Raw genomic sequence first — 24,849 nt, forward strand, 5'->3', positions numbered from 1 at the left:
TCCTTATCATTCACTCTACATAGTTGAATTAATACGCCTGCACAATAAGCACAATACTCGCTTCGTAATTACCTGCTTCAACATTTCCTGATTGCAATACAGACGTTTTAATCGTATTTATAGAAGTACCCGACTTATAACTTATCATTTTCTAAAAACCATCTTTATTACAACTACCATTGTCTGCAAAGCAGATTACCCCTGATAGCGCCTTCCCTAGAGGAAATCGTAATCCATTTTGGGCCGAGCCATTTCCGCCTGAAAATGACATTGATACACTCGCGGGACCTGAGCAGCTTACCGTTACAGTATCTGTATTGGTACTTGAGGCCAAATCTTTAATCCCTACGACACCAAAATCAATGGTATTTGGTGTTTCTACATCACAATATACAGGGTCTGGCTCTGGCATCGGGGTTGATGGCCCAGATGACAAACAGGTTGGATCTACCGCGCGATTATCAATATATAAACAATATTTAAACTCACTGCCATAATGATTATCTTTTATTGCTTGAGTAGAAAACCCCCCTGCTGCTGTGGAATAACCCCATGTGTTTCCTAATGAAAGGATATCTGCCCTACAATTTGAGCTGTTCTTGCCATAAACACCGGCTCTTTTTAAGGTCATACCTACGACATTTCCGGCTTGCTGTGTCACCGACAGCCTAATAAAACCTGAATAAGGCTCTAACCGCCACTCGATAGTACATGCACTGCTTTTATCGTACCAGGCACCCGGCTCAATATACGGAAAAACAATACTTTTTAGTAAGGTTGCTTGAGTATAGGTACATGTATAATTCCCTGTCTGCCCTGCCCCCCACCTTGGCAAATTAGCTCCCCAACACTGAGCAACTGAGCCGCTCCAAACACTGCACGTTTCAGGGTCACCAATACCACCAGCACCACAAACAACTCTAGCAGTATAGTGGGTATTATATACCCACTGGTTTGCATCCCCTGTACCACTCCCCCAAGACCATATGGCAGCAGTAGAAACCTCAGGAATGAGAAGAAATAAAAAAAATAACACACGATACATATAAGAACTTCCATTAATCGTTAATTTTACTACTCTGATATTTCCAGCAATGCAGTAAATAAAAATTATCTAAAATGATTATTCATAACCTAAGGTATAGGTCATTGTTGCGCTGAAAAAGCCAGGAGTAATGGATTGGTTTGCTATTGCAGCGCTATCACCTTCGACATAAGCGCGCAGCCGAACGGTCGTTGTACCATCATATAACCGATGGGCTAAGTAGGGCTTATCAGGATTAATCGGTAGCTTTACGCCACTCATCGTTTCAATACCAATAGCGGCACCAGAAGCCTCACTACTAGAATCGAAGACGAGTAACCCTTCCGCGTTACTATTACCTGTAAACATTGCAGTAATCCCACTCCCTAACGAAGTGCTACAATCTTTCAATACAAAATCAAATTCCACACCCGTTGTACGTTTGTGTAAATACAGCTGTTTTGCGACTATATTTCCCATATCTAGCCCAATAATTTCAAATGAAGGCTCGACTGTGCAGGGCAGTGCGACCAAAGTGCCACTGTACTCAATATTTTTCAGGTTATCTGACTGCGCAAATAGAGGTATGAAGCTAAGCCACATCAAATAACCCACGGTGTAATAACGTTTAGCCATCATTGCCTCTTTACGGATATAATATTTCAATGGTAGCTGATGCCGTAAAATCACCTTCTCGCAATACCACTGAGGGGCGATTATCTTTCACTGGAATAGCGGTTAATGGCAACTCTGCGGTATCATTGTTTGACATTATAATCTTCGTTCCAGTATTCGGCGGAATGACTACTCCACCATGATATAAACGGATACCTAACCCCGCGGGATAAGCCTGTATTGCGTTATTGTCAAAGGGGGACTTTATCCCTCTATACTCTAAATAGAGCAAAACGCCCTCCCCCAAACCATCTTCACAATTCACCTTTAAGGTGAAATTCTGTTGATAGTTTTCGCCATTAATTTTAGTAATCCCCATTTCTCCAAATTGGATTTTTATTGGTTGGTCTGGGCCATCGGGGCCTGTTATATGACACGGCGGGTTCTTAATTAAATTACCTTTAATTTTAACGTCTACTGCATAGCTATTAAGTGAAACTAAGCCAGACAATATTAACCCGATCCCTCGAATATGATTCTTTTTCACTATTGATACTCCACACTCAAGGTTGCAGACGCATCTAGCTCACCGTCTTTGACTCCACCCGTTTGGCTTGTCACCGGAACGACACTCAATGTAGGCCTAGTTGCATAATTAAAATATTCCCATGCACCAAGGTTTAACAATGTGGTGCCAGCCTTGAAGCGCAAACCTAAATTGGGGTCTTGTGTTTTGAGTAAATTGGCATTAAAAGGACTAGAAGCCCCATCAAATTTCAATTTTAACTTTGGGTTTTGAGCCGAATCTTCACAATCAATGGTATAAGGAATGTCAGTTTCATACTGAACACCATCAATTTTTTTGATGGTTATATCCCCTAAATCAACTGTGATGGGTTGGTTGATACCACCATTCCCATAAATATCACACGTTTTTTCAACAACGGTTATTTTCACTTTTAATGTGTACGTTTCAGCGAATGCAATGCTGGAACAAAAACACAACACGACCAAAAGCATGCCGTTTGCAACGCGATTAATGGCAAATAGAAAAGGTAAATTAGGCATTATTTTCATATTTCCCTCACTTACTCATACTGCATTTCAAAAGAAATCAAAGCTGAATAAGCCCCAGGCTGTAATAAACCTGTCTGTACAGGGGTGACATAAAATGTTAATTGGTTTTGATTAGGAGATAACCACTGCGGGCTACTTGCTTCGCCTATTGATAATAAGTCGCCCTTAGCAGTAGTTAATAACAACCCTAAACCACTAGCACCATTAACCTTAACGACATTCGGCAAATTACCAGCTGTTGGCGCTAAAAAACGAATTTTTGCCGCAGGTTGATTCATGCTCCAAATAGATAAACCAGAACGTTTATTTTCTAATTTTGTGGGAGTGTCAACGCAGTCTTCTAATTCAATTTGAAATGGGACTGAACTTCCTTGACCATTTTGTTTCAAAGTCCCGATATCTAAATTCCCCATTTCTACCGTTTGATAACTCGATGCCATACCTAAGCGACATGGGCTTTCTGTTAATGAGCCGGAGACATAAACAACACCGTGTTGCCCATCAACATTCCAATTATCAACAGAACGATAAAGCGTAGAATCATTATTAGCAGCCCACATTGAAGTGACAACACTGCAACTTACCACAGCCGCAGTAAGGCCATATCGAAACCGATTTTTGCTTTTTAGGTCAATCATCTACTATTCCTTACCGTCTTTTAATATGCGTGCCAATATACTGGTTCAAAGTGATTAATCATTACTTTGGGAGACAACCTGACATGTTGTTGTTTGACAGTTAAGCTGTAATGCAGGACGCCCACCAAAATCATTGATATACATAACTTGTGGGTTGTTCCCTAATTGGCTAGCCGTTAACCCTAATTTATCTTGTCCAAATGGCGCCACCATCACAGGTGTAAACTCTTGCCCATTCACAGGCTTACTATTTCCAACTGCATTGATAATAGTGATGTAATAAGGCGTTGGGTTTTTAACAATGACCTGTTCGCCTTGTTTTTCTAACGTTATTTTTTGCTGCCAAGGCGTTCCATTTTTTTCTGCTTGAATAGCTTTCGGACGATAAAACAGTTTCACTCGAGTTTGTAACGCAATTTGTAACGTATTTGGTTTGTCACTTTTAGGTGGAATTTCACGCATATTAAAATAAAACAGAGACTCTCTATCTTGAGGCAAATTAGCGATAGCAGGCAATGACTCAATTTTAACCTGACTTGATTTACCTGGCTCAAGGCGTTGAACAGGCGGTAAAACAATCAATGGTGACTGTATTTTTTTACCCTCTTCATTTTCAATCCAAGCCTGCGCCAAATAAGGTAATTGTTTATTGTTATTAGAAATATTTAACGAGATGGATTTTTGTCCACCATCAAAAACAACGCGCGTTCTATCCATTGATATCGCCGCTTGTGCTGCGCTGCTTAAAAGAATTAAACTCATAACACTGGCTAATGAGTATAAGTATTTATTTGCTGTCATGGTATTTCACCTTTCAAATGGTTCTGTCATTACACTAAGTCGTTTTATGGGTGTTCAATAATAAGTACACCGTTATTTTCTATTTAATTTTTAGCGGGTTCTATTGACTAATACAGCCGCCTTATCTATTGGTATACATGGCAGCAGTAAAGCCTCCTGTTGCAAATCTATGCTTGCCGGAAATTGAATTTCACAGGCTTTATCCTCCCCCCAAGTGACTGTCATTGAGGTTTGTGGATTTATTCCACTGATATAAGTATTTCCTGCATCACCGACAATCCCTGTATTTTGCCCTTTACTATTGACAACCTGAGCACCAAATGGCGGGTAGCTACCATCTGATATACGCAATACAGTCATTGCTTTTTGACCTGAAACCACAGAAAAATGGCGATACCCTACAGCCCCTTCAGTTAAAGTTGCTTGTACCACCGATTGTTGAGCATCAACATCATCGGGTAAGGTGTTTAAATCAATTTGAGCTTTACTACGGTAGTAACTATTCACATCGCCAACGACCGCTTTACCAAAATGGTTCGATTCTATTGGTGCTTTAACACTTTTAATCGGAACACCTGAAACACCATCAGTGTCTACTAATAAACGAGTTCCGCCCGGTGAGTTCATCCTATGTATTGCTCCACCCTCAGGCGTTAAAGTCATACCACCACTTGCTGTGACACCAAATGCACTATATTGGTTGTTCATGTAGCTGGCATTTGCCGTTATACGTGCGCTATCACCTTCATGGGTGACAAATGCACTCCCCATTCCCCCTTTTTTATTGCTACCCGCACTCAATTGGTAAGTTGTACGATCATCAATACGGTCGAAATAGGTGGCTCTATTGGTAGTATCGTAATGGCTGTTACTTATTGAATAACCAACGCTAGCTCCATTACTTAACGGTATTGAAGTAGACAAATAGATGCTGTCATCATTTACCCCGTTATAAACACTGCGATTAGCAGACAGAGTGAAGCTAATATTTTTTAATGAACCAAGATCCATATACTTAGAGAGCATAATGCTGTAATAGTCATTATCTGGCTGCTCCCAATAGGTTTGGTGGCTGTAGTTCAAATAAACAGACATTCCAATATCAGCAAAATTTTTGTTTAAGGAAACGGTATATAATTCTTTGCTCCCCCCTGAACGCTCTCCTGTTTTTCTTGCATTTAGAAAGTCAGACATCGTCATAAAATCACGTTCAGAAAAACGATAACCCGCAAATTGGATAGTGCTATCTATCTCATCAAAACGTTTTGAATAGTTAACACGATACGAGCTCCCCGTAAGCTGCCCGGTTTCTGGTAAACGCGCAAATGATTGAGTAACATCGAAAGATAAAGCACCAAAAACTAATAAATCGCGACCAACACCGAGTGATAATGCGTTATAGCGTTGGCTGTTTAAACTTCCACCAAACAGTGACCAGCCGTTGTTCACTCCCCAAGAAAATTCACCTGTAGCAAAGTTATCTCCTTCACTATGGCGCTTATCATCTGTTGGTTGTCCTAACGCTAATTTATATTGAATTTGCCCCGGTCGTGTTAAATATGGCAAGTTAGCCGTATCAACTTGAAACTCTTGAACGGTGCCATCTTGCTCTTTAACTGTTACATCCAACTTGCCACTTACCGCGTCACTTAAATCTTGAATTCGAAATGGTCCCGGCGCGACTTGCGTTTCATATAAAATACGACCTTGCTGGCTCACCGTTACGGTGGCATTGGTTTTCGCTATGCCCGTCACTTCCGGCGCATAGCCTCGCAAATTAGGAGGTAGCATATTGAGGTCTGAACGAATGCTTGCACCAATATAGCGAAATGAATCAAAAATATTAGAAACTAAATAATCTTCACCAAGTACTAATTTTGCAGCAACCGTTGGTAACGCACGATAGGCATAGAAGCGATCCCAATTGAAATCTTTTTGAGTTCCTTGAGAACGGCCCGCAGTATGGTTCACTCTTCCTTGCCAATTGGCTCGAAAACGCCATGCACCAAGGTTAACTCCTGCAACACCATTACCATTTGCGCTGTGTGTATCTTTACCACCATTATATGAATGGTTAGAATTTGCGTTTAGGTTGTAGTCCAATATCAGCGCTGAAACTCCGTCATCCCAACGTGATGGAGGGTCCCAATTTGGTGCGGTATATTCAAGGTAAGCCTGAGGTAGGCTGACATATAAAGAAGAAGTGGATAAATCCCCACTAATTAGCATTCCTGGAAGGCTATTTTGCTCTAAGCACTGCCCATCATGCCACCACTTAACATCTTTCAACGCTGAAGCCGTTAAGCCTAGTTGTTGAACAATATCAGGAGATAAGCACGCGATACTGCTATTAGAATCATTTTCAGCGAGATAGAAAGGCACTGAAATATCTGCAACTTGCTCGCTATTCACTTTTAATGCCAATGAATAGTTACCAGGCATAATATATCCAGCCTGTGAAAACTGTTCTAAATCGATGTTATTTTTGTCTTCTAAATCCAATACATCAGTATTGAACTGAATAGCTTGTGCTGCCCATATTGGCGTTAATACACCATATAATGACAACGCGATAGCTAAACTAAGCCCAGTAGGGCGAAGAAATAAAGGTTGTGATGAAGACATGAATAATATCCCTAGAAATTAACATCAGGAAAAAATATGAACAGAATTATTGTTATTAGTAATAGTCCAACTTAAAACGGATCGCGCTTTGGTATTCACCTGGCCGTAATGGCTTATTGTCTGATACCAACCGTAATCCATAATTTAAAACAGCTTCACCTTGAACTATATTTTGACGAGCCATCGATTTTCCTGGGTAAATTGAATTCCCTTGAGCATCTTGCAATAACAATGCTACCCCTCTGGCTTCACCTGATACGGTAAACCATTCTCCTAATGAAGCTCCATCAAAGGTGACGGAAAAGGTTTTCCAATTACTCCCATCAATAGGTACTAATTGGCAACCAATTAATTTAATTGAAAAAGGATGAACAGGGCCATGTCCTTGTTGACGAATAGCACTTACAGGCAATATCCCCATATCAACTGACTGTTCATAAGAACCTATATCAATGGCACATGCAGAATCGACAATACTGCCATTCATACTCACAAGGCCTAACAACTGTGCTTTTTCAGCCTGAGCGAAAGGCAATGGTATTAAAAAGCTGGTCAGTAATAATGCAGCACCTGTAATCGCTTTCATAACCTTGCATCCCTTTCTTCATTAATTCCCCTGACACCAAAGATGTTCAGGGGGATATCCGTACTAATTAGTTATATTGCAGAGTAAAATTAGTCACTGCTGAAAATTCACCAGGAGTAACCGTTGTGCCGTTAACACCTTGCAGAGCTGCTTGGAAACTCAACGCGTTTTCACCTTTAACAAAATTTTGGTTTACCGCTGAGTTGATATTGATTTGAGCACCTGATTTATTCATTAACTTAATACCAGCGCCTTTTGCATCACCGATAATTTGCAATAAACCTGTGTTTGTTGTGCCGTTAATCCACTCTGTACCTGCGAAAGTAACATCTACAGTATTATTATAAGTCTGCTCGTCACCTTTACTGTCTGTATATTTAGCATTCAGGTTACAACCTTCTAAATTGATTTTGAAAGATTGAGCTGAAGATGCGCCACCATTTTCTAATGTCACATTAGAAATTTGGCCCAGTTCTACGGTTTGATTTTCATCGCCAGGTGCAATTGAACACGGTGCGTCAATAATTGAACCCGTGAAAGTAACAGTTCCTTTACCTGCATCAACAGCTAAAGCAGATGAACTCATTACACCAGAAACTAATGTCGCTATAATTACTTTTTTCATAATTTCCTCAAATATAATATTTAATAAAAAATTTATTCATATAAAAATAAAAACTAAAGATCTATTTAAATAAATTTACAGTGATAAACCAGACATAAAAAACTAAAATTATTTTCCAATAAGAAATAATCAATCGAAATAAAGGTACTGTTTATTTCGAATTGCATACTCATTATTAAAATCCATTAAAGGTAAAAATATTGGTTGATATTTTTCATAAAAATCTGGCATATCCTTTTTTAAAGATAAGGATACTTTAAAAAAAAACTCATCTAATGGCACACCTAGATTATGCAATATGTATATCAGTGTATCTATACTCACTTGACAAATACCTCGTTCATAACGTGATATTTGCTGTTGAGAAACACCAACTTGTTCGGCTAATGTTTTCCCTGATATACCAAGGCTTTTTCTTAATAAGTGAATTTGGTGACCTACAGCACTAGATATATGTTGTTTAGATTCCAACATTGTAGTGTGGACACTTTCTTCTTTCATTTTTATATTTCCAAAAAATCACTTAAGCTAAATTTAAATATTGGATATGTTTATTTAACTTATATTACCACTCCGCTGTTGCGACGAATTTTAATATATTCAGTAAAATAATTGCAACCATCGAAAAAAGCACAGTCATTGATATTTAAGTTTTTTTTTACACTTAAAAATAGACTTATTAAAATAAAATCCTTTCATAACAAACCAATACCTTATTCATCACTTTTTGATGAGCAAGAATCAACCAAAGATAACACCAAAATAGACATCATTAAATATGTAATTCGATATAAAATCCTACATTTTACACTCATTAATACATTAATACCAAAAGTGATGAAGATCACGTTTGATAATTAATTTTAACTCGTCTTGCGAGTTAAAAAAAATAAAATAAAATCAATGAGTTAACATTTTGTTACAAATTTACTCAGTCTTGCCATCCCTTCTATATTAATACTATAACCTTTTAATATGTAATGTTATTAAATTAAACAAAAAGGAAATATACCCGCTAAAAAAACAATTACCCTATAAATAAAGTAGCTAATATTACTTATGGAAATTTGTCGTACAATATTAAAATAATGCTTTACACCTTTTCTTTGTAAGTATGTAAATAATAATTTACTTTACATATCCAAAATTATTATTACCATCTCAATTAATAATAAATTAATAAATGCCTTGGCTGCATTAACGCAACAACGTGTTTTTGATTACATATTTAAACATTGCTTTTAAACAACACTCTCATAGAGTCGGATTTATTAAAAAGTGTGATACTGACCGTACCATTATTGGTGAACATGAAATTGCAAAATCTATAGCAACATTAATGTGAAATGATGTGGAGAGATTTACTAGTTCTATTGATGATGCGCTTGATAACAACAATGCCACTGCACACCATAGGTCCATGCACTAAACCGTCATTTAAAACTGAGCGATAGCAGTTCATAGGGTTTATGATGACAATGGAAAACATTATTACAACTTATCATTATTAGAATATTGCTATTCCATAATGTCGAATGCTGTTTTTTTGGATTATTCATCATTATGAACGATGAGAGCAATTGAGTTTAGTATTGGTAATTAATATATAAATTAGCTTGATGTATTTTTGATTATCAAGAAGGAAGAAATAGTTAATCAATGAATTAAATAATTGGCTTTTTATTAATTTATTAATGATATGTCTCATTGAGTCTATAAAAACACTTTAATCTCCTTATGGAAATTAAAGCATTTTTATACTGAACAGACAGAAATTGGATAAATTACAATCTAATGATTAACGTTCCCAATAAGACTCTTCTAAACTGTCTTCTTTTTCAGGAAGCCCACGAGTTAGCCGAGGGGAATGCTGGGTTAACACTTGATAACTCACTCGATTTGCATACTTACAAACTTGAGCCAATGAGGAATAGGTTAAATATTGGCGCTCATGTTTGCTGGAATTAGGCACATTTGAACGATGGTAAGAATTCGCTGTAATATCATGCAGTAATGCAGATAAAGCCCCGTCTCCAGCACCATTCGTGTTCATAATTTTCTCAGGGCCACCCATATACGGTTCAATATGCGAAAATATACGCAGTGGTACTTTGCAATCTTGCTGGCGCATTGCACGGCTAAATTCATATAAATTGAATTCTGCAATCGCACCAGGCAACAATGGGTGCTGAGTCGTCCGTTTGTAGCTCTCTTCTGTATATCCTGCCATATATAGCCCTGATGGGCCCGCCGTACAGAGCACCAAATCAACCCAGTCTAAAGCCATATTAGAGGCTAATAACGGGTCACTCAGACCTGTCAACTCTTGCGCTTCATCTTCATTCATCGCAACGACCGAAATATGCTCAGCAAGGAAGTCACGCCAAAATTGCGGATCTTGAGCAATCACAAATTTAGTTCCCAATGTGAGCACCACAGGAACATTGTGTTTTTTCGCATAGGCTATGGCTTGCATTGTGGCATCAGGCATGGTTTCACCGGGTTTGCAACGCACCAAATACGCCGTTAAAACTAACGCAGACGCCCCAGCGATAATCTCTTCAGGAATACTCATTGGATGCAGGCGATTCATATGCCCAGGGCTAATGGCAAATGTCCGTTCACCATTTTCGGTAATCAATGTGAAACAACGACCAATTGGACCATCAACGCCTTGCAGATAGTTCAGATCCATACGGCTTGAGGTATGGCACAGGTAGCGATAAGCATAACTTCCTATTTGGATATTATTACACATCGTCCCTAATAATACCGACCTATCATCTGCTAACACTGAGTAGTTATGCAGCGTGTTACCGATGGTGCCACCCGCAAATTCATGCGTAATCAACGCATTGTCAGTCAACTCTTTATACAACGCCTCAGCAGCATCATCTTCAATAACCAATGAATGCCCTTTACTGAGCTGATAACGTTGAATAAAATCATCATCTACTTTCGCTTCAATATCGACGAGAGTTTGATCTATCCCCACAATATAGGATTTACAATTCTCATCATCAGCCAACGTCTCTTTTAATGGCTGTAAAAGTGGATCTCTGAGACTAACAGGGAAATAATGTTTTGACTTGCGTTGACCGGGGAATTTCATAAGTAAGAAGATTAACAATGGAACATCACGCTATTCTAGCACGATAAAATAAAGCCAGCACCTTCAAAGAAAGTACTGGCCTCATTGTTTGTCTTTTGTAAGGTTAGCTTATTGATTTTGCATTTTATAATCGCGATAAAGCTCACGGCTTAATACAAATGCACAACTTAAAATTAAGCCTAAAATGGCGCTTAACGCCACAATCAATGCTGATTTAGGTGATTCTTTATTCAATGGCAAATCAGGTTGTAATATAAAAGTGACTGGCGTAAAAGCCAATTCCTTGCTCTTCAATTCCGTGATTTCATTGATATAAATCTGGCGATTTTGCAAATTTTCACTCATCAAGGCTAAATCACGGTTTTGTGTCTCAATCAGTAATTTCTTTTCTAACGCCTCAGCTCCCAACGCAATAGGATAGTCTGGGTCATCATTAATCGCTTGAGAATCACTGGCTATAGGCTTTTCAATCCCTGCTGCTTTAGCAATATCCACTGCACGTTTTAACCTTTCAACTTTAACGTCATACTCAGTTTGAATTTTGCTCACTTCACGCTTAAGTGATTCAGTGGCAAAAATAAGTTGCTGTGAGATCGTATTATCAATTTCGTTTTTAATCTGACTTCTCACTTTAGATGCGCTATAGCGGATATAGCCATCCAATAAATCTTGGGCTTCTGTTGGCTGTGATGCCGTAAATTTTAAAATAATATCGTTAGAGGTACTGTTTTTCTCTTTAGATTGGTCTTGAATTTGAATATCGTTATTAATGATTTGATTCACTAAACGTTGCTGTGCCACCACATCATCTTTAGGATCAACATTTTGTGCAAGTTTATGATAGTACTGGGTACTTCTAACATAGTCGCTTTGATTAACTTTAGAACGATATTGGTCTATAAAGGCATTAAAAATACGTTGAGACGTTAAATCTATAGGTATTTCAAGTACATCCAGTTGAGCTTTTAGTGCATTAACTTCTTTCATGCTTTCGGAGGTTGGCGGAATGACAATGGCCGTGCTGCTCCACTTTTGAGGTAAAAGCTTGACAATCCCAGCACTCAACGCAATACATAAAGCCGTAAAAATGGTAATCAATAATTTATTTTTTAATAAAACACTCAATAATGCCATGAGATCAATTTCATCACTCTGCTGAATATGAAATTGATGAGCAGAATTTGACTTCTGCTCAATACTTTTTCGTGGCGGCTGCTCATTGCTCATATTAATTCCAAAAGACATCACATTTCTTTAATAGTTTTTAATTTAAGATAAGTTATTATAGTCTATATTTGAAATTTTGATATATCGATTAATGAACTTTTTAGTATCAATTTAAGCGATCACTGATTTAATTCATCTTGAATAATTAAATTAATCATGCGAATACTATTTAGATTATCATTTAACGCCGCTATGTAATTATATTTACTACCCCCACTACTGATAAAGAATTCTTTATTTTGTTCGCTAATTTCTTCTAATGTTTCCAAACAATCAACAGAGAAGCCAGGGCAAATGACCTGAACAGAGTTTACCCCTTGTGATGGTAATTCATGCATGGTTTTATCCATGTATGGCATCAACCAAGGTTCACGACCAAAACGTGACTGATAAGTGAGCAACACTTTTTCACTTGGGTAATTCAGCGCCTCTCGAAGCGCCTGAGCCGTTTGTTCGCATTCTTGCTGATAGATATCCCCTGTATCACAATAACGCTGTGGGATACCGTGGAACGACAATACCAGCCTATCAGGTTCACCATGTACTGCAAAGCTCTCTTCAATTGATGCTACTAATGCTTGAATATAAGCAGGGTGAGTTGCATAACTGCGAATAAAACGGACTGACGGAATGGTACGCCTACCTTGAAAAGCTCTCGTTACAGCATCATACACAGCAGCAGTTGTTGTGCAGGAGTATTGTGGATATAACGGTAAAACAACTAAATCATTAACGCCTTGCTCCATTAAACTATCAACAGCACTTTTAATGGAAGGCGAACCATAGCTCATCCCTATTTCTACGGGGGTGTTTGGCATCAACTCTGCCAGCTTTTGTTTTTGACGCAATGAATACACCAATAAAGGTGAGCCATCATCAAGCCAAATTGACTGATAGAGCTTAGCCACTTTAGATGAGCGCAGCGGTAGAATGGCTCCATGTAAAATGGGTTTCCAAATCAAACGAGGTACATCAATAACGCGCTTATCACTAAGAAACTCGGCTAAATAACGTCTAACAGCTGAAGTTGTTGGGGCATCAGGGGTTCCTAAGTTCGCTAACAGAATGCCGGTTTTTTTTTCTGACATGAAACAGCTCCTAATTGATAATCATTCCCAACTTTATCACAATTAAATAACGATTTTTGTCACCAAGTGGTATAAAAAAGAAAGGCAGCGATATTCGCTGCCTTCATATAATACATTCATACTCTAAATAATTCGAATTACAGTTATCAATACTGTAATTTAGCGCATGATACGTACAAATATTAACCTAAAATTTTCGCTAACTCTGCGCTAACTTCTGCGACTTTACGAGTACCGTCTAATTTAAAGTATTTAGTGTTACCCGCTTTCGCTTCGTTTTGATAATAAGCAATCAATGGCGCAGTGAGTGCATGGTATTCAACCAGACGCTTACGAACCGTGTCTTCTTGGTCATCTTTACGGATAGTCAGCTCTTCACCTGTCACGTCATCTTTGCCTTCCACTTTTGGTGGATTGAAGTTGACGTGGTAAACACGACCTGATGGTGCGTGAACACGGCGACCGATAATACGCTCAACAATGATTTCGTCTGGTACGTCAAACTCAAGTACGTTATCAACAGTAATGCCCGCTTCTTTCATCGCATCCGCTTGTGGAATTGTGCGAGGGAACCCATCCAACAAGAAGCCGTTACGGCAGTCATCTTGTTTGATGCGCTCATTAACCAGTGCGATAACAAGTTCATCCGTCACTAATTTGCCGTTATCCATCAGCTCTTTAGCTTGTAAACCTAACTCGCTCCCTGATTTAACAGCTGCACGTAACATGTCACCTGTTGAAATTTGTGGGATCCCAAACTTCTCCATAATAAATTGAGCTTGAGTGCCCTTACCAGCGCCCGGAGCGCCCAGCAGAATGATACGCATTGCGTAAACCCCTTGCTATTTAGTTTTTTATAATTTGAAAAGAAAACACGCTACCATACCATTAGCATGGCGCTTTACTCAAGAACACACGTAAACGTTTTCGCATTTATCTTTTTTCGCAAAAGAAAAAAACCACGCTAAAGCACAAGCAAAAGCGCGGTTTATGTTCAGAAACGAAAATACAATTTCACATTACTTTAGAAGTAATTCATTGATTTTTCGTATAAATAGATTTGGATCTTCTAACGTCCCGCGTTCTGCCAATAAGGCTTGATCCAGCAGGACATCTACCCAGTCAGCAAAAACAGACTCATCTGAGACTTCAGACGCTTTTTTCACCAGTGGGTGTGCAGGGTTTAGCTCAAAGTTATATTTCACCTCTGGTGCTGCTTGCCCCGCCGCCGCAAATAATTTCGCCATTTGCGTACTCATTTCATCCGCGTTGGTGGTAACAATCGCTGGAGTGTCGGTTAAGCGGTGCGTTAATTTCACCTCTTTAACACGCTCACCTAAGAAGGTTTTCACGCGCTCAACAAATGGTTCAAGCTGTTTGTCTGCTTCTTCTTGTTCTGCTTTGTTTTCATCGGCAAGTTTATCCAATGATTCATCTGCTTTACTGACTGATTGGAACTGTTTACCGTCAAACTCAGACAAGTAGTTCATCATCCATTCGTCAATGCGGTCGGATAACAGCAGGACTTCGATACCTTTTTTGCGGAACAATTCCAGGTGTGGGCTACCTTTCGCTGCTGCGTAGCTGTCTGCGGTGATGTAATAAATTTTGTCCTGACCTTCCACCATACGGCTAACATACTCTTCCAACGACACGTTTTGTTCGCTGCTATCGGTATGTGTTGTGGCAAAACGCAGAAGTTTCGCGATTATTTCGCTGTTCGCCATATCTTCAGCAGGGCCTTCTTTCATCACAAGACCAAATTGCTGCCAGAAGGTTTGATATTTTTCTGTATCTGATTTTGCCAGTTTTTCGAGCATTTGCAGAACGCGTTTCGTTAATGCACTGCGTAAACTGCGAGTCAGCGCGCTATCTTGTAAGATTTCACGCGATACGTTCAGTGGCAAATCATTGGAATCCAAGACACCGCGGACAAAACGCAGATAATTAGGCATAAACTGCTCTGCATCATCCATAATGAATACACGCTGAACGTACAGTTTTAAGCCATGTTGTTGGTCACGATTCCACAAATCAAACGGCGCTTGAGAAGGCACATACAGCAAACTGGTGTACTCTTGCTTACCTTCAACACGGTTGTGTGTCCACGTTAGTGGATCAGCATAATCGTGGGAAATATGTTTATAGAATTCAACATATTCCTCGTCTGATATTTCAGATTTGCTACGTGTCCATAGGGCTTTCGCTTGGTTGATTTTTTCCCAAGTGACCGTGCCGTCTTCTTCGTTTTTATCTTCGATTTCAACAGGCAAGGCAATATGGTCTGAATATTTACTGATAACTGACCGTAAGCGCCAGTTATCGAGGAATTCTTTTTCGTCATCGCGTAGATGTAAGGTTATTTCAGTCCCACGCTCCGCTTTTTCAATATCCGCGATGGTGTATTCACCCTCACCCGCGGATTCCCAGAAAACGCCTTCATCAGCTGGCGCACCCGCAGCACGGCTGCGTACAGTGACTTTATCCGCCACAATAAACGCGGAGTAGAAGCCCACACCAAACTGGCCAATCATTTGGCTGTCTTTGGCTTGGTCGCTACCGAGAGTTTCTAGGAATGCTTTTGTACCCGATTTTGCGATTGTCCCAAGGTTGTCAATCACCTCGTCACGGCTCATCCCGATACCGTTGTCGCTGATAGTTAGCGTGCCTTTATCTTTATCGGCGCTGATGCGTACACGTAATTCACCCTCATTTTCGTACAGCTCTGGCTTAGATAGCGCACGAAAACGCAGTTTATCTGCCGCATCAGATGCGTTAGAGATAAGCTCACGCAGGAAAATTTCTTTATTGGAATAAAGAGAGTGGATCATTAATTGGAGGAGTTGTTTAACTTCTGATTGGAAACCACGCGTTTCCTGTCCTTTCATACTCATTAATCGCCTCTATTTCATCAATCTAATTGGATAGGTTTGACTTACCGATGCAGATTAGTTGGGGGCGAAAAACAGAAATTCAAGCGAAAAAGACAAAAATTTTTATCAAATAAAAACCTAAAACCAATGATTAAAAAGGAAATAATAACAACATAAATTATTTTAAAGGAAACCAAGAAGGAGATCTTTTTACCACCTCCCAGTATATCCTCTAAATAATTTGTGCTGTAGCTAGGCGTCGAATGCGTTAATCCCTAGGAGCATACACCAGTTGTGCCCTGAATCGTCCCCTCTCCAGTTATATCCTTTAAATAGTTCAAACTGTAGGTAGGCGGCAAATGAGGAGATTTCGGAGAGCATATATGAGTATGTGGCCCCAGTCGCCGAAAGCAGACTCCTACAGCTTACCCTCTCCAGTTATATCCTCTAAATAGTTCAAACTGTAGGTAGGCGGCAAATGAGAAGATCTCGGGGAGCATATATGAGTATGTGACCCCTGTCGCCGAAAGCAGGCTCCTACAGCTTACCCTCTCCAGTTATATCCTCTAAATAGTTCAAACTGTAGGTAGGCGGCAAATGAGGAGATCTCGGGGAGCATACATGAGTATGTGACCCGAGTCGCCGAGTGCAGCCAACACCCCTACAGATTGAAATATGACGAGGATATCAAAGTTTAAGGCGGCCGGAGAGCGAATGGGATAACGTCGTACTATCTACAAGCTCCAACTCCCCCCCCACTGGAACCCCGTGGGCGATACGGCTCGCCGTCACCCCATATTGCGCGCACATTTGCCCAATATAGTTTGCCGTTGCTTCGCCTTCCACCGTCGGATTGGTGGCTAAAATCACCTCGACGATTGATTCGGCGGCTAAGCGCTCTTCAAGCCGATCCAAGCCGATATCCATCGGGCCAATACCATCTAGCGGTGATAGATGCCCCATCAGAACGAAATAACGCCCTGAAAATTGCCCCGTTTGCTCAATAGCGTATATATCCGCAGGGCTTTCCACCACACAGATCAAGCCATTTTGTTGGCGGCGGGGATTATCACAAATATTGCATACATCTTGTTCAGTAAATGTTCTGCAATCACGGCAATGGCCAATTTCAGACATCGCACGTGTTAACGACTGCGCTAAACGCATCCCACCACTACGGTCACGTTGTAGTAGTTGGAAAGCCATTCGCTGCGCTGACTTTGGCCCAACACCAGGGAGACAGCGCAGAGCTTCCATTAATGATTCAAGAAGCGGACTAGTTTGCATTAGAATGGCATCTTAAAGCCTGGTGGTAATTGCATACCACTAGAAACACTCGCCATTTTTTCTTTTTGCGTCTCTTCGATACGACGTGCTGCATCATTAAATGCCGCAGCAATTAAATCTTCCAGCATTTCTTTGTCGTCTTCGAGCAGACTAGGGTCAATTTCTACGCGACGACAGTTGTGTGAGCCATTGATAGTGACTTTAACCAGACCCGCGCCAGATTCGCCTGTAGCTTCTAGTTGAGCGATTTCTTCCTGAACCTTTTGCATTTTGTCTTGCATTTGCTGGGCCTGTTTCATCAGGTTACCCAATCCACCTTTACCGAACATAGTTTTCTCTCACAACTGAGGCTACAGCTAAATATAAGACTGTAGCGTTAAACGGGGCGAATACTCTCTTCGTCCAACTGCGCATCAAACATTGAGCGCAGTTTTTGAATCGTCTTATCCGCAATAATAGACTGGCGAGCTTGTGCCAGTTTCTCTTCATAAATCGCCTGTCGCCATTCCAGCGGGGTTTTCACCTCACTATTATCATCGTGAACGATTTTCAGTTCAACAGTACGACCATACAGTTCACTCAGAGCCTCTTCCAATGCTCTATGGGCAGAGGGTTTATCAAGGTGTTTCTGAGCGGGACGCAAATGCAAAGCAATTTGCGACTCACTTAATTCTTCTATATATGAATTCAAAGCTAATTGTTCAACTAGCTTGGGAATATTTAATTTTGCAATTTGACCTGACCAGCTATCTCGTTCACGCCCTTCTTCGATAATTTTTACTGCTAATTCAGGGGTTTTCTCATATTCGAGCGCCTCTTTAATCTCCGTTGGCGTGGTGACCGCCTCTTTCGAGTTCATAACGGCTTCGTTTTGTGGCTTCCACTGATACTGCTTCGGTTTCTCTGGTTTTGCAGACCCCGATGCTTTGTTTTCCACATTTTGTTGATGTTTGCTGGTCACGGCGGCCAGCCTTTCCAGTGCTGATACCGCCGGCTTTGCCCTTTCAGACATCACCGGTTTAGCCTTTTTTGGGCTAGGATCCTCACTTTGTGGCACTTGCAGCGCCTGCCTTGCTTTGAGCAATTGCGCTGTCGGGCTATTTTCAGGCAAATTTTCTGAACGAGGCATCGAAGGTGCAACACGTTGCTGAGTAACGGGCTGGTTCACAACTGCCGCTTGCTGCACTATTCTTGGGGGCGGTTCAATCTCTTCAATCACGCTCTTTGGGTGAAAAGCTAACGCCCGCAATAGCGTCATTTCAACCCCCATACGCCGCTCTGGTGCATAAGGCAGCTCTTTTCTGCCCACCAAAAGAGTTTGGTAAAAAAGTTGCAAATCCGCAGGGGAAACCACCCTAGCCACTTGCCGTAAACGCCCCTCTGTTGAAGATGGGTCGGTTTCTTGTTCCGCAGGCAGTAATTGGATCATCGCGATGCGGTGCAGTTGCGATAGAATTTCCACTAATAAGTTTTCCCAATCAGCACCGCGACTTGCCGCGTGCTCCACTTGGGTCATAACCGCAATGCTATCTGCTCTAACGAGGGCTTCGATAATGGCTAAAGGTTGCTCATCATCCAACGTTCCTAACATTTGGCTGACTATGTCTGCGGTGACTTTACCTTGTCCCATAGCAATGGCTTGGTCAGTTAAACTTAATGCATCACGCAAGCTGCCATCCGCAGCACGAGCAATTAATTGACGTGCACGTTGGTCGTGCTCAATATTTTCTGCATTGAGAATAACCTCGAGCTGTTCACTGATTTGCGTGACATCCAACGCTTTAAGATGGAACTGTAAGCAACGCGATAAAATCGTCACTGGCAATTTTTGTGGATCCGTCGTTGCCAATAAAAACTTGACGTGCTCAGGCGGTTCTTCGAGGGTTTTTAACAGCGCATTGAAGCTGTGTCGTGAAAGCATGTGAACTTCATCGATGAGGTACACTTTAAAGCGCCCTCTCGCAGGTGCATATTGCACGTTGTCTAGCAATTCACGCGTATCTTCGACCTTCGTTCGCGAAGCGGCATCAATTTCAATGAGGTCAACAAAACGGCCTTGCTCAATTTCAAGACAGTTTGCACATTGGCCACAAGGCGTTGCTGTGATCCCTGTTTCGCAATTGAGCCCTTTAGCAAAAAGGCGTGCGATTGTGGTTTTCCCAACACCGCGAGTCCCCGAGAAAAGATAGGCGTGATGAAGCCGCTGGTGCTCCAGCCCATTAGCAAGTGCAGTCAAGACATGTTGTTGGCCAACAACGTCTGAAAATTTTTGAGGTCGCCACTTACGGGCAAGTACCTGATAGCTCATGGATCCCACAGTAATTTAATAATGGTGTGTGAATAAAGGTAATCATAGTACATGCTACCACAGCCTCAACCTCTGCGGCGAGACTGTGATAAAAATAGAGGAAAAATAAAGATTAATGGCCAGGGAATTCAACCAAGCTGTATGAAGAAACGCCTTCTTTTTGTAAGCGTTCAACGCCACCTAAGTCAGGTAGGCTAATGATAAATGCAGCCTCAACTACATTTGCGCCAAGTTGCTTGATCATTTTCACGGTCGCTTCAACTGTTCCGCCTGTTGCCAGCAGATCGTCAACCACCAGCACATTATCTTCTGGACGAATGCTGTCTTTGTGGATCTCAAGGGTATCAGTGCCGTATTCAAGATCATAAGTCATACTTAATACTTCGCGCGGTAATTTTCCTTTTTTACGAACAGGAACGAAACCCACGCCTAAACGTAATGCGACTGGTGCGCCGAATAGAAAACCTCGCGCTTCAGTTCCTACAATCTTAGTGACGCCTTTATTTTGATAATGCTCAACTAACATATCAATCGTTGCTTGGTATGCAGCAGGGTTATTTAACAAAGTCGTAATGTCACGGAAGATCACACCTTCGATTGGATAATCTTGAATGGATGCGATACTTTCTTTAATCAATTGCAGTTGTTGCTCTTTAGCGGTCATAATAAAAGCCATGTAGTAAACACGAAAGTGTAGAATCTATGTAAAGTACCATAAAAATGCAATAAGCAGCCGTCTATTTGCGGTGAGTTTTGTTGCTGAATATCAATTTTACGCGATTTTTCACATTTAATGGGAACAAAAAATGAAAATACAAGCTCTGTTGGATGCGTTAAAAAAGCAAATTGACGAGTTAGAAACCCGTGTCGCTCCCATTAAAGATAACGAGTTTTCCCACTCACGTTTTGATATGCAACTGTTTAGCCATAAATCGACGCGCTTAGGGGATTGCCAAAAAGAGTTAAATAATCTTTATCAGCAGTTGTGCAACAGTGTCACACTGAACCATACCGAACAAGTGAATTTTCTCACCGAAAAAATTGTGCATCAAATGCAGGCTATTTCCCGCGAAATTTCAACGCAATCGTTGCGTGAAAAAGAATCATCCTTTACCAAGAAAAAGGAACAGGTTGATTTATATGAACGTTTATCACAACATCAAGATTATGAGCGCCGCTTACAAGCGATGGTCAGTGAAAAAGAACTTCAATTATCAGGGCTAACAGACCACCGCTTACAGCACCAATGCCAAAAAGAGCTCGCAACATTAGCAGGCCGTTTGTACCGTTGCCGCCAAGCTCTTTTACGTATTGAAAAGGCCATAGAGCACCAAGAAAATCAGTATTTTGAATAATACGACACACCGCAATATAAGGAATACGAATGGACTCACTCAAAGATGCCTCCCTCGAAATACAGCTTGCCGTTGATTTGATTTACTTGTTAGAAACGTCAGATATTGAAACCGATATTGTTCTTAAAGCCCTAGATATTGTTAAAAATGATTATATTTTAAAACAACAAAAGCAAACGGCAGAAACAGCCTGCTTTGAAGAGCTTTAATTATTTCCCGCTATCTTCGCCATTTTCTTTCGAGGAACGTTGCACTTCCTGTACTTCCTCCCCTTTATTATTGTGCAGATGAACTTCCAGCTGATTAAAGGCGATATCAATGTCGTTTTCTCTGCACAGTTTATCAATCGCTCGATTCACTTCATCACTGGTCACGCTGCGATCGCCAATTTGGCGGACGTAGAAGCGCAGTTCATGGTCTAACGTGCTCGCACCAAACGTGGTGAAATAAACGCTCGGTGCGGGCTCTGTCATCACTTTGGCATTACTGGTGGCCGCAGAGAGTAATACACGCTTCACTTTGTCCAGATCCGATCCGTACGCTACGCCCAGTGAAATCGTGATCCGCGTAACTGTATCTGACAACGACCAGTTGATCAGCCGTTCAGTGACAAACGCTTTATTAGGAATGATCACTTCTTTGCGATCGAAATCAACAATGGTGGTCGCACGAATACGAATTTTGCTCACCGTGCCTGAATAGGTCCCGATGGTGACGGTGTCGCCAATACGGATCGGTCTTTCGAATAAGAGGATGATCCCCGAAACAAAGTTCGCAAAAATTTCTTGTAAACCAAACCCCAACCCGACGGTTAAAGCGGCAGCTAACCATTGTAATTTGTTCCATGTCACGCCAATCATGCCCAGAGACGCAATCGCACCGATCCCCACAATGATATACGTTAATATCGTCGTTATGGCATAAGTTGACCCTTGTCTCAATTTTAAGCGTGATAAAACAAGGACCTCTAATAGCCCAGGCAAGTTGCGGGTCATCACCCACGCAACAATAATAATCACCACCGCTAAAATGAGATTGGCGAGTGTCACGGACTGAAGAATATTCGTACCTTCAGGAGAAACATCGGTATAGCGCCACAGTTCCACACTATCAAAAAACGAGAAAATGGTAATAAAATCAGACCAAATACCATAAAACGCCAACGCAAAGATGATAAACAACACCATGGTTGTTAAACGCAAAGATTGCTGGCTAATCAGTTCAATGGTCATTGGCGGCTCTTTAATTGGCTCATTTTCCGCATCTTCCTGCGGTTCCTGCCTTTCTAGCCTTAATGCTTCACGACGTTCGACTGCACGTTGATAAGCCAGCTTGCGCGCCACCAGCGTCAAGCCCCTTAAACAGGCGTTATAGGTGATATACCAAAGCAACAACAAATACAAACTATCAAGCCAACGGTTTGCCAAACGTAGCGTGGTGTAATAGTAGCCCGCCATCATCAGCCCCACTAAAATAAGCGGGGAAAACGTCAATAATGTGATGACAATCGTCCGCGTTAAATGGCTACCTTTCTCTTGCCAGACTTGTTTGCAAAATGGCACGGTAAAAATACACAACAGCAGTAGCGAAACTAAAACTATCAATTGCCCAATCACATCTTCTGATACTTTTAGTGGGTTGATCACGCCATAAGTTGAAAAGAAGATTAATGGAATCAGCGGGATAGATAACCGTGACATACGGCGACGAGTACGTGAGATAGTGCCTTGGTCTATCCCAAAATGCTTCTGTGCAATGCCTTGTGGCTTCAATATGCGGAATGTCAGCTCAAACAACGCCCAAAAAATGGCAAGTTGTTGGCAAAACTGCCAAAAGAACGGCCCTTGGACATTACCTGTTTTTAAGAACCAATAACCTATCGCCAATAATAATAAAGAGATAGGCAGGGTTTGCATCAATGTCAGTAAGAGCGCTATTGGCGTGCTCAAAACACTGTCATTCCGTAGGCTCGATAAGCGTTGGTCAATCTCTTGTAAACGTCGGTTAATTTTGCGATGAAACCAAATAAAAATCACCGCAATCAATACCAGCGGGATCACCACTAACAACGAGTTTGTTATCCCGCGCTGAATACTGCGAGACGATAAACTGAAATCAAAACTGCTGATTTGGGCTGCCGCAGCTTCTGGGAAGGTTTTAATCCACTCCAAATCCATCGGTTTATTGCTGTTCACCCAAAATATTTGCTGAGCTAATGTATTTTCAAGGGAGCTTACCACACTCAATAATTGGTTTTGGTCGAGCTGCAAGTTAATTGCTTGGGAAATTTGCCCGCCCAGTTGCTGGTTAAGCTCATCTAACAAGCCACGCCTGACATCTAAAAGCTTGGTCAATGCGGCCTTATCATCTGTTGATAGCAATGATCCGCTGCTCTGTTCTTCACCTGTTTTGACGGCCAGTTGGCTCTCTAAACCAGAGATGTAGTCATTAGGTTGATACAACGCATCACGCTGCTGATTAATATCAAACTGTTCAAGACGTAAATCCGCAATCGTCACAGGCAAGTTTTTAGTTAAAATATCTGGCGGTAAATAGATTTGCTGTTGGAATAAGATACGAGATAGCAATAAGCTCCCGCGTAAAACGTTAATTTGCTCTTTCAAATTACGTTCTGACTGCGTTGCCCTTTCTAACCACGCTTTAACACGGATACCGTTTTGTACCAGTTTATTGCTTTCCTCGGTCACTTGGATCAATCGGTCACTGAGCGCATTATTAATAGCGACTTCTTTTTGAATAACGGGGTTTTGCTGTGCTTGAATATCCGCTTCAGAAGTATTTAAAGCTTCACGCACAGTTGATTGGGAATCATCTAGACGGCGATTACTGATAGCCGCTTGTAGCTGTTGAACCTGATCCTCAAGCTGCACAATATACGCTGCGGTATAATCACGTTGCTTTTGCAGAACATCTTGCAATTGCGTGTTAGTTTGCAAAATCCGTTTTTGGTATTCATTTTGTTGCTGCAAGAGATACTGCTCGACTTGTAGCATATCAACCTGAGAAGGCCGCAAGCTCACTGAGTCATTAAGTGTACTGTTTAATTCATTACGAATTTCTTGTAATCGCCGCGCATTATCTAACATCAACGCCTGCGCACGTTCTGGTTGAGTTTGTAAACCGATGAGTTGGCTATTATAGGTTGCTAGGTCGTTTTGTTCAGACTGTAAGTTTTCTAAGTAGGTCGATTGTAGGGTTTCTAATTGAGAAAGTGAGCTACTTTTTATCTTTTCAGCGAATTGGGAGGCTTGTCGTTCGCTTTCATTTCTAACTTGTTGCAAACCTTGAATAGCAATTCTTGATTCTTCACTTGTTCGATTAAGTTTTTTTTGCAGTTCTTCCGTTCGTTGCTCAAGTTTATCCAATTCATTATAAAAATCAGATGTTTTTTCTAAGTCCCCACGCACCAATTTTTCTTCTTCACTTAAGCTACTTTTTTTACTTAACGCAGTGAGCGAATTTTTAATGTCGTTTTTACTAGGCAGGTTATTGGGAGCTAAAGCAGATGCGGAGTAAGAAAAAAATATCATTGCGAGTAACAACACAGCGCTAATAAAATACCGCTCTATTCTTTGTTGTTTTATCAT

General features: G+C 40.9%; 22 protein-coding genes. 2 read left to right on the top strand and 20 right to left on the bottom strand.

Features of this window, described 5'->3' with window-relative positions; genetic code table 11:
* Nucleotides 1-151: 151 nt before the first annotated feature.
* From PR808_RS13275 to apt, 19 genes are all read right to left on the bottom strand, one after another.
* The gene (locus tag PR808_RS13275; RefSeq protein WP_272539455.1) at nucleotides 152-1,045 is read right to left on the bottom strand and encodes a hypothetical protein; all 894 of its coding nucleotides are present in this window, start codon (nucleotides 1,043-1,045) and stop codon (nucleotides 152-154) included.
* 78 nt (nucleotides 1,046-1,123) lie between these two features.
* The gene (locus PR808_RS13280) at nucleotides 1,124-1,660 is read right to left on the bottom strand and encodes a fimbrial protein (RefSeq protein ID WP_272539456.1); all 537 of its coding nucleotides are present in this window, start codon (nucleotides 1,658-1,660) and stop codon (nucleotides 1,124-1,126) included.
* Nucleotides 1,661-1,670: 10 nt separating this feature from the next.
* Nucleotides 1,671-2,186: a fimbrial protein gene (locus PR808_RS13285; protein ID WP_272539457.1), complete on the bottom strand. Its 516-nt coding sequence runs from the start codon at nucleotides 2,184-2,186 to the stop codon at nucleotides 1,671-1,673.
* Nucleotides 2,186-2,716, bottom strand: a complete 531-nt coding sequence (locus PR808_RS13290; RefSeq protein WP_272539458.1) for a fimbrial protein — start codon at nucleotides 2,714-2,716, stop codon at nucleotides 2,186-2,188. Before PR808_RS13290 ends, PR808_RS13285 begins: the two co-directional genes overlap by 1 nt.
* An 11-nt stretch (nucleotides 2,717-2,727) precedes the next feature.
* A complete protein-coding gene (locus PR808_RS13295) occupies nucleotides 2,728-3,354 on the bottom strand; it encodes a fimbrial protein (RefSeq protein WP_272539459.1) in 627 nt (208 codons plus the stop codon).
* Nucleotides 3,355-3,408: 54 nt separating this feature from the next.
* The gene (locus tag PR808_RS13300) at nucleotides 3,409-4,155 is read right to left on the bottom strand and encodes a fimbria/pilus periplasmic chaperone (RefSeq protein WP_272539460.1); all 747 of its coding nucleotides are present in this window, start codon (nucleotides 4,153-4,155) and stop codon (nucleotides 3,409-3,411) included.
* Nucleotides 4,156-4,245: 90 nt separating this feature from the next.
* Entirely contained in the window at nucleotides 4,246-6,780 is a 2,535-nt protein-coding gene (locus PR808_RS13305) for an outer membrane usher protein (RefSeq protein ID WP_272539461.1), read from the bottom strand.
* Between the two features lie 55 nt (nucleotides 6,781-6,835).
* On the bottom strand, nucleotides 6,836-7,366 hold the full coding sequence (locus tag PR808_RS13310) for a fimbrial protein (protein ID WP_272539462.1): 531 nt from the start codon (nucleotides 7,364-7,366) through the stop codon (nucleotides 6,836-6,838).
* 67 nt (nucleotides 7,367-7,433) lie between these two features.
* Nucleotides 7,434-7,991 carry a fimbrial protein gene (locus PR808_RS13315; RefSeq protein ID WP_272539463.1) on the bottom strand — a complete coding sequence of 186 codons (558 nt, stop codon included), beginning with the start codon at nucleotides 7,989-7,991 and terminating at the stop codon, nucleotides 7,434-7,436.
* Between the two features lie 129 nt (nucleotides 7,992-8,120).
* Nucleotides 8,121-8,492, bottom strand: coding sequence for a helix-turn-helix domain-containing protein (locus PR808_RS13320; RefSeq protein WP_272539464.1), 372 nt, complete (start codon nucleotides 8,490-8,492; stop codon nucleotides 8,121-8,123).
* A gap of 1,297 nt (nucleotides 8,493-9,789) precedes the next feature.
* The gene (locus tag PR808_RS13325) at nucleotides 9,790-11,103 is read right to left on the bottom strand and encodes an inosine/guanosine kinase (RefSeq protein ID WP_206082925.1); all 1,314 of its coding nucleotides are present in this window, start codon (nucleotides 11,101-11,103) and stop codon (nucleotides 9,790-9,792) included.
* 108 nt (nucleotides 11,104-11,211) lie between these two features.
* Nucleotides 11,212-12,330, bottom strand: coding sequence for an LPS O-antigen length regulator Wzz(fepE) (gene wzz(fepE) / locus PR808_RS13330; RefSeq protein ID WP_241016789.1), 1,119 nt, complete (start codon nucleotides 12,328-12,330; stop codon nucleotides 11,212-11,214).
* Between the two features lie 119 nt (nucleotides 12,331-12,449).
* On the bottom strand, nucleotides 12,450-13,418 hold the full coding sequence (gene hemH / locus PR808_RS13335) for a ferrochelatase (RefSeq protein ID WP_206082927.1): 969 nt from the start codon (nucleotides 13,416-13,418) through the stop codon (nucleotides 12,450-12,452).
* A gap of 182 nt (nucleotides 13,419-13,600) precedes the next feature.
* Nucleotides 13,601-14,245 carry an adenylate kinase gene (gene adk, locus PR808_RS13340; protein WP_206082928.1) on the bottom strand — a complete coding sequence of 215 codons (645 nt, stop codon included), beginning with the start codon at nucleotides 14,243-14,245 and terminating at the stop codon, nucleotides 13,601-13,603.
* Nucleotides 14,246-14,437: 192 nt separating this feature from the next.
* Complete coding sequence (gene htpG / locus PR808_RS13345; RefSeq protein ID WP_206082929.1) at nucleotides 14,438-16,312, bottom strand: molecular chaperone HtpG; 1,875 nt, start codon at nucleotides 16,310-16,312, stop codon at nucleotides 14,438-14,440.
* Nucleotides 16,313-16,978: 666 nt separating this feature from the next.
* Nucleotides 16,979-17,578: a recombination mediator RecR gene (recR, locus tag PR808_RS13350; protein ID WP_206082930.1), complete on the bottom strand. Its 600-nt coding sequence runs from the start codon at nucleotides 17,576-17,578 to the stop codon at nucleotides 16,979-16,981.
* A complete protein-coding gene (locus PR808_RS13355) occupies nucleotides 17,578-17,907 on the bottom strand; it encodes a YbaB/EbfC family nucleoid-associated protein (RefSeq protein WP_004260403.1) in 330 nt (109 codons plus the stop codon). Before PR808_RS13355 ends, recR begins: the two co-directional genes overlap by 1 nt.
* A 47-nt stretch (nucleotides 17,908-17,954) precedes the next feature.
* Nucleotides 17,955-19,886 (bottom strand): DNA polymerase III subunit gamma/tau, encoded by a 1,932-nt coding sequence (gene dnaX, locus PR808_RS13360; RefSeq protein WP_206082931.1) that lies wholly within the window; start codon nucleotides 19,884-19,886, stop codon nucleotides 17,955-17,957.
* 112 nt (nucleotides 19,887-19,998) lie between these two features.
* Nucleotides 19,999-20,550 carry an adenine phosphoribosyltransferase gene (gene apt / locus PR808_RS13365; RefSeq protein WP_206082932.1) on the bottom strand — a complete coding sequence of 184 codons (552 nt, stop codon included), beginning with the start codon at nucleotides 20,548-20,550 and terminating at the stop codon, nucleotides 19,999-20,001.
* 142 nt (nucleotides 20,551-20,692) lie between these two features.
* Here apt and priC point away from each other — a divergent pair, with 142 nt between their 5' ends.
* The gene (priC, locus tag PR808_RS13370; RefSeq protein WP_206082933.1) at nucleotides 20,693-21,241 is read left to right on the top strand and encodes a primosomal replication protein PriC; all 549 of its coding nucleotides are present in this window, start codon (nucleotides 20,693-20,695) and stop codon (nucleotides 21,239-21,241) included.
* A gap of 29 nt (nucleotides 21,242-21,270) precedes the next feature.
* Nucleotides 21,271-21,450: a DUF2496 domain-containing protein gene (locus tag PR808_RS13375; protein WP_206082934.1), complete on the top strand. Its 180-nt coding sequence runs from the start codon at nucleotides 21,271-21,273 to the stop codon at nucleotides 21,448-21,450.
* On the opposite strand, the gene mscK is transcribed toward PR808_RS13375, so the two are convergent.
* Nucleotides 21,451-24,849 carry a mechanosensitive channel MscK gene (mscK, locus tag PR808_RS13380; RefSeq protein WP_272539512.1) on the bottom strand — a complete coding sequence of 1,133 codons (3,399 nt, stop codon included), beginning with the start codon at nucleotides 24,847-24,849 and terminating at the stop codon, nucleotides 21,451-21,453.

The sequence above is a fragment of the Providencia sp. PROV197 genome (genome assembly GCF_028479625.1).
In the GTDB taxonomy this organism is placed as follows: domain Bacteria; phylum Pseudomonadota; class Gammaproteobacteria; order Enterobacterales; family Enterobacteriaceae; genus Providencia; species Providencia vermicola.